This window comes from Rhizobium sp. NRK18, from assembly GCF_024385575.1.
In the GTDB taxonomy this organism is placed as follows: Bacteria; Pseudomonadota; Alphaproteobacteria; order Rhizobiales; family Rhizobiaceae; genus JANFMV01.
The window spans coordinates 2,672,319-2,685,228 of sequence record NZ_JANFMV010000001.1; the positions used below are offsets into that span (position 1 = coordinate 2,672,319).

General features: G+C 62.6%; 13 protein-coding genes. 6 read left to right on the forward strand and 7 right to left on the reverse strand.

Annotated elements, in window-relative coordinates; translation table 11 throughout:
- Positions 1-25 precede the first annotated feature (25 nt).
- From NN662_RS12555 to rsmA, 3 genes are read left to right on the forward strand one after another with little or no spacing between them, the layout of a single operon-like run.
- Positions 26-973, forward strand: a complete 948-nt coding sequence (locus NN662_RS12555; RefSeq protein WP_261930588.1) for a SurA N-terminal domain-containing protein — start codon at positions 26-28, stop codon at positions 971-973.
- An 18-nt stretch (positions 974-991) separates the two neighbouring features.
- Positions 992-2,017: a 4-hydroxythreonine-4-phosphate dehydrogenase PdxA gene (gene pdxA, locus NN662_RS12560; RefSeq protein WP_261930589.1), complete on the forward strand. Its 1,026-nt coding sequence runs from the start codon at positions 992-994 to the stop codon at positions 2,015-2,017.
- The gene (rsmA, locus tag NN662_RS12565; protein ID WP_261930590.1) at positions 2,017-2,844 is read left to right on the forward strand and encodes a 16S rRNA (adenine(1518)-N(6)/adenine(1519)-N(6))-dimethyltransferase RsmA; all 828 of its coding nucleotides are present in this window, start codon (positions 2,017-2,019) and stop codon (positions 2,842-2,844) included. Before pdxA ends, rsmA begins: the two co-directional genes overlap by 1 nt.
- 60 nt (positions 2,845-2,904) lie before the next feature.
- Here the strand turns inward: rsmA and gmk are convergent, their stop codons facing one another.
- From gmk to fabD, 7 genes are all read right to left on the reverse strand, one after another.
- Entirely contained in the window at positions 2,905-3,564 is a 660-nt protein-coding gene (gene gmk / locus NN662_RS12570) for a guanylate kinase (protein WP_261930591.1), read from the reverse strand.
- A gap of 8 nt (positions 3,565-3,572) precedes the next feature.
- Positions 3,573-4,460 carry a YicC/YloC family endoribonuclease gene (locus NN662_RS12575; RefSeq protein ID WP_261930592.1) on the reverse strand — a complete coding sequence of 296 codons (888 nt, stop codon included), beginning with the start codon at positions 4,458-4,460 and terminating at the stop codon, positions 3,573-3,575.
- A 36-nt stretch (positions 4,461-4,496) separates the two neighbouring features.
- Entirely contained in the window at positions 4,497-5,687 is a 1,191-nt protein-coding gene (mltG, locus tag NN662_RS12580; RefSeq protein ID WP_261930593.1) for an endolytic transglycosylase MltG, read from the reverse strand.
- Between the two features lie 119 nt (positions 5,688-5,806).
- Positions 5,807-7,069 (reverse strand): beta-ketoacyl-ACP synthase II, encoded by a 1,263-nt coding sequence (gene fabF / locus NN662_RS12585; RefSeq protein WP_261930594.1) that lies wholly within the window; start codon positions 7,067-7,069, stop codon positions 5,807-5,809.
- Between the two features lie 224 nt (positions 7,070-7,293).
- Entirely contained in the window at positions 7,294-7,530 is a 237-nt protein-coding gene (locus NN662_RS12590) for an acyl carrier protein (RefSeq protein WP_027675866.1), read from the reverse strand.
- A 290-nt stretch (positions 7,531-7,820) separates the two neighbouring features.
- Positions 7,821-8,558, reverse strand: a complete 738-nt coding sequence (gene fabG / locus NN662_RS12595; protein ID WP_261930595.1) for a 3-oxoacyl-[acyl-carrier-protein] reductase — start codon at positions 8,556-8,558, stop codon at positions 7,821-7,823.
- Between the two features lie 26 nt (positions 8,559-8,584).
- Positions 8,585-9,529, reverse strand: a complete 945-nt coding sequence (fabD, locus tag NN662_RS12600) for an ACP S-malonyltransferase (RefSeq protein WP_261930596.1) — start codon at positions 9,527-9,529, stop codon at positions 8,585-8,587.
- 176 nt (positions 9,530-9,705) lie between these two features.
- Here fabD and NN662_RS12605 point away from each other — a divergent pair, with 176 nt between their 5' ends.
- The 3 genes from NN662_RS12605 to NN662_RS12615 all read left to right on the forward strand — a co-directional run bounded on the left by NN662_RS12605 (position 9,706) and on the right by NN662_RS12615 (position 12,747).
- Positions 9,706-10,749: an aldo/keto reductase gene (locus NN662_RS12605; RefSeq protein WP_261930597.1), complete on the forward strand. Its 1,044-nt coding sequence runs from the start codon at positions 9,706-9,708 to the stop codon at positions 10,747-10,749.
- A 45-nt stretch (positions 10,750-10,794) separates the two neighbouring features.
- A complete protein-coding gene (locus tag NN662_RS12610; RefSeq protein ID WP_261930598.1) occupies positions 10,795-11,718 on the forward strand; it encodes a calcium/sodium antiporter in 924 nt (307 codons plus the stop codon).
- 132 nt (positions 11,719-11,850) lie between these two features.
- Positions 11,851-12,747, forward strand: a complete 897-nt coding sequence (locus tag NN662_RS12615) for an RTX toxin (protein ID WP_261930599.1) — start codon at positions 11,851-11,853, stop codon at positions 12,745-12,747.
- Positions 12,748-12,910: the final 163 nt, after the last annotated feature.

Genomic DNA, 12,910 nt, shown 5'->3' on the forward strand with positions numbered 1-12,910 from the left:
CAATACCGCAGGGAAAGGAACATTCATGAGATTCGTGAGACAGGCGTTTTCGGCTATGGCGCTGTCGCTGGCCGCGCTGACGCTTAGCTTCACCGTTCAATCGACGATCCGTCCTGCCTATGCGGCAAGTTCGGTGGAAGTCGTCGTCAATGACGAAGTGATCACCAGTGGCGATGTCGCGCGCCGTGTCGCCTTCCTGAAATTGCAGCACAAGAAGGGCAATCTCAAGAAGATGGCCCTGCAGGACATGATCGACCAGGTGCTCAAGCGCCAGGAAATCCTGCGCGTCAAGATGTCGGTCAGCACTGCGGACGTCGACGCTGCCTATGAACGATTTGCCGCCGGCAACAAGATGTCGACCGCACAGCTCGACAAGATTCTCCAGCAGGCAGGCGTCGGCAAGGAACACTTTAAGGCCTATATCGCCGTGTCCATGAGCTGGGGCCGCGTCGTGCGCGCCCGCTATGGTCAGAGCGAAGGCCTGTCGCAGGACGAATTGATCCAGAAGCTGCAGGAAACGAAGCAGAAGCCGGTCACGACCGAATATGTCCTGAAGCAGATCATCTTCGTCGTGCCCGAATCCCGTCGCAACGCCATCCTTTCCAAGCGCAAGGCGGAAGCCGAAGCGGCGCGCGCCAGGTTCCCTGGCTGCGACCAGGCCAAGGTGTTCGCGGCCACGATGCTGGACGTCGCGGTCAAGGATCTCGGCCGGTTCATGCTGCAGGAACTGCCACCGGACTGGAAGCCGCTCATCGAGAAGGCCAGCAATGGAACGACCGGTACGCGGGTAACGGACCGCGGCGTCGAATTCCTCGCCATCTGCTCCGAGCGTCAGGTTTCCGACGACAAGGCCGCCGAAGTCGTCTTCCGCGAGCAGAAGCAGGAAGCCATGAGCAAGAACAAGGGCGAAGATCCGAACGACGCAAAGTATATCGAAGAGCTGCGGAAGAAGGCCCGGATCGTCTATCCCTGACGACCGGTGTCCCTCTCCATGTCTCACCCTACCCCACTTGCCCTGACGCAGGGCGATCCGGCCGGAATTGGGCCGGATATCGCCTTGTCGGCATATATCTCGCGCGACAGCCTGGGATTGCCGCCTTTTCTCTATATCGGCGATCCGGATGTGTTGGGCGCGCGTGCCGCAAGCCTTGGCATCCGCGTCGAGATCGCTGAGACCGATGCGTCCGGCGCGATCTCTGCCTTCCCCAATGCCCTGCCCGTCATGCCGGTTCAAGCCGGCGCAAACGTGACGCCCGGCGTTCCCGACAGCAGCACCGCCAAAGGCACGATCGCGGCCATCGAAACGGCGGTCTCGCTGGTAAGGGACGGACGGGCCGGCGCCGTCGTCACCAACCCCATCGCCAAATCGGTCCTTTATGCAGCCGGCTTTGCCTTTCCGGGGCATACGGAATTCCTTGCGCACCTTTCCGGGCTGACCGTTTCCGGCGAAGCCTATCGGCCGGTGATGATGTTGGCCGGTCCGCGGCTGAAAGCCGTTCCGGTGACCATCCACATTCCGTTGAAGGACGTCCCGGAAGCGCTGACGACCGAACTCATCGTCGACACGTGCCGGATCATCGACCATGACATGAAAACGCGTTTTGCGGTGTCAGCGCCGCGCCTGGCGCTTTCTGGTCTCAATCCGCATGCCGGAGAGGACGGCGCGCTCGGGAAAGAAGACGCTGCCGTCATCCGGCCCGCGATCGACGCCCTGCGCGCCGCCGGCATCGATGCCATTGGGCCCCTGCCCGCCGACACCATGTTCCATGACAGAGCGCGCGAGGGCTACGATGTCGCCGTGTGCATGTATCACGACCAGGCGCTGATCCCGGCAAAGGCGCTCGGCTTCGACGACAGCGTCAATGTCACGCTCGGATTGCCTTTCATTCGCACATCGCCTGATCACGGGACGGCGTTTTCGCTGGCCGGCAAGGGTGTCGCCCGCCCGGACAGCCTGATTGCGGCGATCCGGCTTGCCGGAGAACTCGCCGGGCACGCTTCAAAGGCCTCAGCGTAATGGCGGCGCTCGACGGCCTCCCGCCTCTGCGCGACGTCATCCGCACCCACGGGCTCGACGCGAAGAAGGCGCTCGGACAGAACTTCCTGCTCGACCTCAACATCACCCAGAAGGTGGCACGCACCGCCGGGCCTCTTGCAGGCATGACGGTGATCGAGGTCGGCCCCGGTCCCGGAGGCCTGACCCGGGCCATCCTGGCGCTCGGTGCCGAGAAGGTCATCGCGATCGAACGCGATCCGCGCTGCCTGCCGGCGCTGGCCGAGATCGGCGAACACTATCCCGGCAAGCTGACGGTCATCGAGGCGGATGCGCTGAAGGTGGATTTCGCGTCGCTTGCGGACGGCGCGCCGACTCGGATCATCGCCAACCTGCCCTACAATGTCGGCACTCAGCTGCTGGTCAACTGGCTGCTGCCGAGCGAGTGGCCGCCCTTCTGGCAATCGATGACGCTGATGTTCCAGAAGGAAGTCGGCCAGCGCATCGTCGCCCAGGAAGGCGACAATCATTATGGCCGGCTCGGCGTGCTGTGCGGCTGGCGTACGGATGCGCACATGATGTTCGACCTGCCTCCCCAGGCCTTCACACCGCCGCCGAAGGTGACGTCCACCGTCGTCCACCTGACGCCGATCGCGTCGCCGATTGCCTGCGAGGCCGCGGCACTGGAAAAGGTGACCCATGCGGCCTTCGGGCAACGCCGCAAGATGCTGCGCCAGAGCGTTAAATCGCTGGGTGGAGAGGCCCTGTTGAAACAGGCCGATATCGATCCGTCGCGGCGTGCCGAAACGCTGAGCGTCGAGGAATTTTGCCGCCTGGCAAACTGCCTGTAGCGGCTGACAATCCGAGTCAGGGGACGGCGCGATGCGCCTGATCTAAAAGGGGAAAGGCGGTCAGCGCCGCGTTTCCTCCATCAGCGCATTGACGAATTCGAACAGGCCCGGCCGGCGATCACGGCGCAGACGCTCTGCCGAAACGATCGACTTCAGCGAGCTGAAGGCGCGGTCGAGATCGTCATTGACGATGACATAGTCATATTCCCGCCAATGCTCGATTTCCGCCCGGGCGTTGGCAAGCCGCGTCTGGATGACCTCTTCCGTGTCCTCGGCGCGGCGATGCAGCCGCGCCTGCAGCTCGTCGATCGACGGCGGCAGGATGAAGATCGACACGACATCGGCCGACATCTTTTCCTGCAGCTGCTGGGCGCCCTGCCAGTCGATGTCGAACAGCATGTCGCGGCCCTCGGCCATCGCCGTCTCGACCGGCTCGCGCGGCGTACCATAGAAATTGCCGTGCACTTCCGCCCATTCCAGAAGCGCATCCGTGTCACGCATGCGCTCGAATTCGCGGATGGAGATGAAATGGTAATGCACCCCTTCGATCTCGCTCGGACGACGCTTGCGGGTGGTGACGCTCACGGACAGGCCGATCGCCTTGTCCGCCTCCAGCACATTGCGGGCGATCGTCGACTTGCCGGCGCCGGACGGCGACGAAATGACGAGCATCAGCCCGCGGCGCTTGATGTTGCCTGCGATCTCTGCCGCATTTGCCATTGTTCGAGTTACTCCAGGTTCTGTATCTGCTCGCGGAACTGGTCGATGACGACCTTCAGTTCGATGCCGGCGGCGGTGACCGCAGCGGAATTTGACTTGGAGCAGATGGTATTCGATTCGCGGTTAAATTCCTGTGCGAGAAAATCGAGCTTGCGACCCACCGGTCCGCCTTCGGCCAAAAGCTCGCGGGCGGCGACGACATGGGACTTGAGTCGGTCTAGTTCCTCGCGGATATCGGCCTTGGTGGCCAGCATGGCGGCTTCGGCATAGAGACGATCGCTGTCGAGCGACGGGCCGGCCTCCATCAACGTCTGCAGCTGTTGCGAGAGCTTCCTGACGATTTCCTGCGGGCTGCGGGCCGGGTCGGCTTCGATCATGTCGGCAAGCGTAGCGATCTTCGTCAGCTGCGCTTCGAAGAGGTCGGCAAGAGACGTCCCTTCCCGCTCGCGCATCGCCTGCAGTCGCTCGAATGCCACCCGCGCGCTGTCAAGGACTGCTCGGTCGAGTTCGGCAATGGCTTCCTCGCTGTCTTCGCTTTCACGGAAATCGACGAGGCCGCGGATCGACAGCAGCGTGTCGAGCTGCAACGGTGCCGTGTCGACCAGATCGCCGAGCTCATCCCTGAGCCTCAGCACCGCATCGAACGCATCGCGATTGAGAACCGCCTGCATGCCGGCACTTTCGGCCGTCAGCGTCAAGGCTGCCTGAATGTTGCCGCGGCTGACGCGCTCCGACGCAATGCGGCGAAGCTCACCCTCCAGCCGCTCCATGCCGTTCGGCAGTCGAAAACGGATATCGAGCCCCTTGCCGTTGACCGATCTCAGTTCCCAGCTCCAGCGGTAGCGCCCGACGGCCCCCTCGCTGCGGGCAAAGCCCGTCATCGATTGCAATGGCATGTCGCGTCCCCTTTCGCCCGCGCGCCCGACCGGCGCTTACTGGCCCGTCGTATCCGCTGCGTCGCCGTTGGCCTGCTCGGCCTCTTCCTTCAGCTTGTTTTCCTCGACCTTGCGCCAACGCCTGACATTGGCGTTGTGCTCTTCGAGCGTCGCGGCAAAGACATGGCCGCCGGTGCCGTCGGCAACGAAATAGAGGTCGCTCGTCTTCCAGGGATTGGCGACGGCCTCGAGGGCAGCCCTGCCCGGATTGGCGATCGGCGTCGGCGGCAGGCCCTTGATGATGTAGGTGTTGTAAGGCGTGCTCTTCTTCAGGTCGGACTGGTAGATAGGCCGGTCGGACGGTTTGCCCTCGCCACCGAAAAGACCGTAGATGATCGTCGGATCGGACTGCAGTCGCATGCCCTTCTGCAGCCGGTTGATAAAGACGGACGCCACATGCGGGCGCTCGTCGGCGCGGCCGGTCTCCTTCTCGACGATCGAGGCGAGGATGACCAGTTCTTCCTTCGTCTTGATCGGCAGGTCGGGATCACGGTGGCTCCAGACATCATCCACCAGCCGGGTCTGTGCCGCCCGCATCTGGGCGACGATCTCTTCGCGGGACGTGGCCTTCGAGAACTTGTAGGTGTCCGGCATCAGGCTGCCTTCCGGCGGCAGGATCGCCGGCAGATCGCCGGTCAGCGTCTCGTCGGCTCTCAGCCGGTCGAACATCTGCGCCACGGTCAGGCCTTCCGGGAAGGAAATCGAGTAGAGGATGGACTTGCCGGACTTCAGCAGTTCCATGACTTCCATCATCGAATCATGTGCCTTGATCTCGTACTCACCCGCCTTCAGCGTGCTGCCGTCGCGCAGATGCGTCGCGGTCACATAACGGAAGATGCGGGCATCCTCGACGATCCCCTTGCGCTCCAGGTCGCGGGCGATTTCGGCGAGGCCGGCGCCGTTGCGAACGCTGAACGTGGTGTTGACCGCCAGCGGACCCGGCTGTTCGAAAGTGGAAATCACATAATAGAAGACCGCCACGCCCGCGATGCAGAGAATGACCATCATCGACATGACGAAATTCAGGAAGATGACGAACTGGCTGCGCGCCTTCTTGGAACGCTTCTGGACTTCCGGCACCTTTTCGGGGCGCAACGCATCGGATGGCGACTTGGGAATGAAGGGTTCCCTTGGTGTTTGTCCGCCCCGCCCGTAACCGGAGCCGGAATTTCCGTAACCGTCACTCATCCGTCCATCCTCGATTGGCCAGGCAGGCCAGCGCCCCCATGACTTCCACTATCGTAATGTCCGCGATTGCGGCAAAAAAGACGTATCGGGGAGGCGCTGACGCTCCTCCCCAGAATTCGTCACGCTTCGTAACGACGCAGAACCAGCGAAGCGTTGGTGCCGCCGAAGCCGAAGGAATTCGACAGGGCGACGTTGATCTCCCGCTTGCGGGCCTTGTGCGGCACGAGATCGATTGCGGTCTCGACCTCGGGATTGTCGAGGTTCAAGGTCGGCGGCGCGACGTTGTCGCGGATTGCCAGCGCCGAGAAGATCGCCTCGATCGCACCGGCCGCACCGAGCAGGTGGCCGGTCGCCGACTTCGTCGACGACATCGAGATCTTCGACGCGTGTTCACCGACGAGGCGCTCGACGGCGCCGAGTTCGATGGTGTCGGCCATGGTCGAGGTGCCGTGTGCATTCACATAGTCGATATCGGCGGCCGACAGACCGGCGCGCTTCAGCGCCATCGTCATGCAGCGGAACGCGCCGTCGCCGTCCTCGCTCGGCGCGGTGATGTGATAGGCGTCGCCGGACAGACCGTAACCGATGACTTCGGCATAGATCTTGGCGCCACGTGCCTTGGCGTGCTCGAGCTCTTCGAGGACGACGATGCCGGCGCCCTCACCCATGACGAAACCGTCGCGGTCGCGATCATAGGGACGCGACGCCTTTTGCGGATCGTCATTGAACTGTGTCGACAGCGCCTTGCAGGCGGCGAAGCCGGCGAGCGAAATCCGGCAGATCGGCGATTCCGCGCCACCGGCGACCATGACCTCGGCGTCACCGAGAGCGATCATGCGGGCGGCATCGCCGATCGCATGCGCGCCGGTCGAGCAGGCGGTGACGACCGCATGGTTCGGGCCGCGCAGCTTGTGGCGGATCGAGACCTGGCCGGAAACCAGGTTGATCAGCCGGCCGGGAATGAAGAAAGGAGAGATACGGCGGGGACCGCGGTCGCGAAGCGTGTAGCCGGCCTCGACGATGCCTTCCAGTCCGCCGATGCCGGAACCGATCAGGACGCCGGTCGAGGTCTGGTCTTCATCCGTCTCGGGATGCCAGCCGGCATCGGCAAGCGCCATGTCGGCGGCGGCCATGCCGTAGGCGATGAAGGGATCGACCTTGCGCTGTTCCTTGGGCTCCATCCAGTCATCCGGATTGTAAGCCCCTTCAACGCCGGCCTCCGTGGGAATACGGCAGGCGATCTGCGCGGGCAGATCATCGACTTCGAATTCCGTAACCCTGCGGGCACCGTTCTGACCTGCCAGCAAACGCTGCCAGGTGATCTCGGTGCCACAACCCAAGGGGGATACCATGCCGGTCCCGGTGATAACGACACGCCTCATCGACTGCAACCTACCCCAATATTACCGTCTTTGTTATTGCTGCTGGGCGGCAAATCGCCTGTACCAATTACACGGACCGCTTCGCCAGCAACGGTTCAAAAGGCGCCACGCTCCGGACCGGGTCATCCCACCCGCCGCGCCGCTGGTGCGGCAGTCGCGCGCAAGGCGCATAGAATACATAGAGCGGGCGCAGGGCCCGCTCTATCACAATCCATATCGCAGGATTAGGCCTGAGCCTTCTCGATGAACTTGACGGCGTCGCCGACAGTCAGGATCGAGTCTGCGGCGTCGTCGGGAATTTCAACGCCGAATTCTTCTTCGAACGCCATAACGAGCTCAACGGTGTCGAGGGAGTCGGCACCGAGGTCGTCGATGAAGCTTGCGCCTTCGACAACCTTGTCGGCGTCAACGCCGAGATGATCCACTACAATTTTCTTTACGCGTTCTGCGATATCGCTCATGTCGGTTTCCTCGACCTCTTGATCTTCACCGGAATGCCCATGAGCATTCCCTATTGCTGGAAAGCCGACCACACCTCGAAATCAAAGTGGGGCCTGCAAACTCTTTAAGACCCGGACCGCGCCAACACAAGAACCAACCCGTTCGGAAAGCTCTCATATCTTACGCAGCGCGTCTCAGTCCCGGCCCGCTTAACACGGTTTCAGCCCGTAGCAAAGCCAGAAAATCAAACCGATTTAGCCGCTCAACAGGGCTTTTCAGCCGTCAACGGGTCCAAACCGGCCTGAATTCGTCAAATCATCGCCATGCCGCCGTTCACGTGCAGCGTCTGGCCCGTCATGTAGGCGGCTTCATTGGATGCGAGGTAGGCGACTGCGGCGGCGATCTCCGCGCCGGTGCCCATGCGCTTCATGGGAATGGCGCCCATGATGGCATCCTTCTGCTTGTCGTTGAGCTTGCCCGTCATCGCGCTTTCGATGAAGCCCGGAGCCACGCAGTTGACCGTCACGTTGCGGGTGGCGATTTCCTGGGCAAGCGACTTCGAGAAGCCGATCATGCCGGCCTTGGAGGCGCAGTAGTTGGCCTGACCCGGATTGCCGGTGACGCCGACGATCGAGGTGATGTTGATGATGCGGCCGAAGCGGCGGCGCATCATCGGATGGGTCAGTTCGCGCGTCAGGCGGAAGGTGGCCGTCAGGTTGATTTCCAGAACCGCGTCCCAGTCCTCGTCGCTCATGCGCACGAACAGGCCGTCCTTGGTGATGCCGGCATTGTTGACCAGGATATCGACGCCGCCCATCTCGGCTTCCGCCTTTTCGCCGAGCGCCTTGACTTCGGCGCGGTCGGAGAGGTTGGCCGGGAAGACGTGCACGCGGTCGCCGAGCTCGGCGGCCAGCGCATCGAGCTTCTCGCGGCGGGTGCCGTGCAGGCCGACGATGGCGCCCTGGGCGTGGAGCGTGCGGGCGATTTCCTCGCCGATGCCACCGGTGGCGCCGGTGACGAGGGCCTTGCGGCCGGTCAGATCAAACATGTGTCCCATTCCTTCCTGTGTCCCGCTCAGGCCATCAGCGCCGCAATCGCGGCATCGATGTCTGCGGGAGAATTGACGGCAACGCCGCTGATGGTCTTGTCGATGCGGCGGGCGAGACCCGTCAGGACCTTGCCGGCGCCGATTTCATAAAGCGTGTCGACGCCGTTGGCGGCGAACCATTCGACCGTTTCGCGCCAGCGCACCTGGCCGGTCACCTGCTCGACCAGCAGGGAGGCGATCTCGTCGGCGTCGCTGACGGGCGCGGCGCGCACATTGGCGATCACCGGCACGACCGGGGCATGCTTCTCGACCTTCGAAAGCGCCGCGCGCATGGCGTCGGCCGCCGGGCCCATCAGGGCGGAATGGAAAGGTGCGGAGACCGGCAGCATCAGCGCGCGCTTGGCACCCTTCTCCGATGCCAGAGCCGCGGCCTTCTCGACGGCAGCCTTGGCGCCGGAGATGACGAGCTGGCCGCCGCCATTGTCGTTGGCGATCTGGCAGGAGCCGGCAGCGGACGCCTCGGCGCAGACCGCTTCGACATCACTGTGTTCGAGACCGATGATGGCCGCCATGGCGCCCTCGCCCACGGGTACCGCCGCCTGCATGGCATTGCCGCGGATGCGCAGAAGCCGCGCGGTATCGGCAATCGAGAAGGTGCCGGCTGCACAGAGTGCGGAATATTCACCGAGCGAATGGCCGGCGACATAGGCGACCTTATCCTTCAGCGACAGCCCCTTGGCTTCAAGCACGCGGATGACGGCCATGGACACGGCCATCAGCGCCGGCTGCGCATTGGCGGTCAGCGTCAGCGTCTCTTCCGGACCGTTCCACATGATGTCGGACAGCTTCTGGCCGAGCGCTTCGTCGACTTCCTCGAAGACGGCGCGGGCTTCGGCGAAATTGTCGGCGAGGTCCTTGCCCATGCCGACGGACTGGCTGCCCTGGCCTGGAAATGTGAATGCGATTGCCACGGGTCGTGTACTCCCTGATCGTTTTTTCCCTCCAATTCACATTACCAGACCGGAAGTCAAGGGTAAGCCGGGGATGCCAACTTCTTTCACCACCGCCAAAAATGCGCTGATGGCGCTTGCGAATTGCAGCCATCTGCCTACATTCCGCTCAGCTTTCACATGGGGAAATCATATTCATGAAGTATAATACGCTTGGCCGTACCGGCATTTCCGTGTCCGAAATCTGCCTCGGCACCATGACCTGGGGCACGCAGAACACGGAAGCGGAAGCCCACGTGCAGATGGACTACGCCGTCGAGAAGGGCATCAACTTCTTCGATACCGCCGAACTCTACCCGACGACGCCCGTTTCGGCTGAAACGCAAGGGCTGACGGAAGATTACATCGGCACCTGGTTCAAGAAGACCGGCAAGCGTTCCGACATCATTCTCGCCAGCAAGGTCGCCGGCCCGGGCCGTCCCTACATCCGTGACGGCCGTCCGACCGATGCCGCCGGCATCCGCGAAGCCATTGACGCCAGCCTCAAGCGCCTGCAGACCGACTACATCGACCTCTACCAGATCCACTGGCCGAACCGCGGCCATTTCCATTTCCGCAGCAACTGGTCCTACGATCCGTCGAAGCAGGACAAGGAAAAGGTCGCGAGTGATATCCTCTCGATCCTCGAAACGCTCGACGAATGCGTCAAGGCCGGCAAGATCCGCGCAATCGGCCTCTCCAACGAGACGACCTGGGGCACGCAGAAGTACCTGACGCTTGCCGAACAGCACAATCTCCCGCGCGTCGCGTCAATCCAGAACGAGTACAACCTGCTCTACCGCCATCATGATCTGGATCTGGCCGAGCTGTCGCATCACGAAGATGTCGGGCTGCTTGCCTATTCGCCGCTCGCCGCAGGCCTGCTCTCCGGCAAGTATCTCGACGGCCAGCGTCCGGCCGGCTCGCGCCTGACGATCAACAACGATCTCGGCGGCCGCTACCAGCCGCAACAGGAACCGGCCGTACGCGCCTATGTCGAGCTTGCGAAGAAACACGGCCTCGACTCGTCCGTCCTGGCACTCGCCTTCCTCCTGACCCGTCCGTTCATGGCATCCGTCATCATCGGGGCGACGACGATGGAACAGCTGGCGATCGATATCAGTGCCGCCGACGTCACGCTCAGCGACGCTGTACTTAATGATATCCGGAAGGTGCATCGGCTCTATCCCATGCCTATATAAGACGCCGAACAACGTCACTGCTCCAGACAAGGCGGCATCTCGACCATGGATTTTCTCTTCATCGCCGGCGGTCTCGTCGGGCTCTACTTCGGCGCGGAATGGCTGCTTGGCGGTTCCGTGCGGATCGCCGCCCGGCTCGGGTTGCCGCACCTGATCGTATCCCTGGTCATCGTCGGCTTCGGCACATCCATGCCGGAGCTTCTCGTCTCGCTGAGAGCGGCTTTTGCCGGTGCGCCCGACTTGGCGCTCGGCAACGTCATCGGCTCGAATACGGCCAACATCCTTTTGATCATCGGCGTCAGCGCCGTCATCTTCCCGATGCGGCAATGGGACGGCAACGTCCGCCACGATGCCATCGTGATGGTGCTCGCCGCCCTGTTTGTCCTCGTCGCGGTGCAGTTCCAGCATATCGGCCGGCTGACAGGGCTTATCATGCTCCTGCTGCTCGGCGCCTACCTCTTCCATGCCTACCGGCGTGGACGCGACGCACCGACGGAGAGCGATGTCGACATCGAAAGCGCCGGACAGAAGATGTGGCTCAGCGTGGTGATGGTTGTTGCCGGCCTCGCCTTCCTGTTCGTCGGCGCGGAGCTCCTGATCCGTGGCGCAACCAACATCGCCCGCGATTACGGCGTTTCGGAAGCCGTCATCGGCCTCACCGTCGTCGCGCTCGGCACCAGCCTGCCGGAACTCGCAACCGCCGTCATTGCGGCGCTGAAGCGGCATTCGGACATCGCCATCGGCAATGTCGTCGGCTCCTGCATCTTCAACGTGCTCTGCATCCTGGGCATCACCGCGGTGATAAAGCCGATCGGCGTCGCCTCGCAGTTTGCGACCTTCGACGCGCCGGTCATGCTGGCGGCCACCGTCGCCTTCGCCACGCTGCTGATCTTCGCCAGGGAAATCGGCAGGAAGGCCGCCTATGCGATGCTCGCCGGCTACGCCGTCTACATTGCGTTGCTGGTGTAAGCCGGTGCACTGAAGCAACATCGACAATATAGCCGGCCATTTAGTCTTTGGTTACCTCGACGGGCGATAATGATCGCCGCGAGCGTTGACTGACCGTATGATCGTCACATCGTTCGATGGTCGGGAAAACCTATGGTCGGCATCAGTTCATTCTTCAAGGGCGCCTATGCGGCGCAGTATGCCTCACAGCTGTTCTCGCGGGGACCGTCGGCCAACCTGTCGGCTTCCGTCAACTCCTCGCAACCGTCGTTCCACGGCAGCCAACAGCCTGGCTATTCGAACGCGGCCGAACGGGCGCTCGCCCGGATCGTCGACATCCTCTCGACGAGCGACGATGCCGGCAGCGGCGACGCGGGCGTCAGCGAGGCGATGGGCTACATCACCAGCGCCTACGGCACCGACGGCGACGACAAGATGACGCTGACCGGGCGGGCGATCTACAATGCCGACACCGGCAAGGGCGATGACACGCTGATCGTGAAAAGCGATGCCGTCTCGACGGTCGATACCGGCGAAGGCGACGATTCGCTCAACATCGCCGCAAGCTTCACCGCCGACATAGAGGCCGGCGACGGAAACGACACCGTCAAGATCGCCGCCGACCTGGCGCTCGGCATTTCCGGCGGCGCCGGCGACGACGACATCAAGATTTCCGCCCGCACCATTCTCGGCGTCGACGGCGGCGACGGAAACGATACGCTCTATCTCGAAGGCAGCCGCATCACCGCGTCCGGCGGCAAGGGCGACGACACCTTCACCTTGAACGGCGACGGCAAGGGCGATGTGACCTATGATTTCGCAAAGGGCGACGGCAAGGACACGCTGAACGTCAATTTGCCGCTGACGGTCCGGTTCACGGCCGGCTACATTCAGGATGACCTCGACATCAAGGTTTCAGGCGACAAGATGCAGATCAACGGCGCGGACGGGGACACGATCACCATCAATCTCGCCGGGGATCTCGCTGGCAAGACGCCGCAATACAGCTGGAGCGCCAAGGACGGCACCCTATCGCTGCATATCGGCTGAAGTCCTGACCGGACGATCTAAGGCCTCCAAAACCCTCGCTCACGAAATATTTGTTCCGGCATCCGGCAGCCAGGAAACATTTATCTTTTATCAACTCTCCATGACTAAATCTTGTAGTCGGGTTGTCCGAACTCCAGCCTTTTCGGGGTCATCGACATCTCTT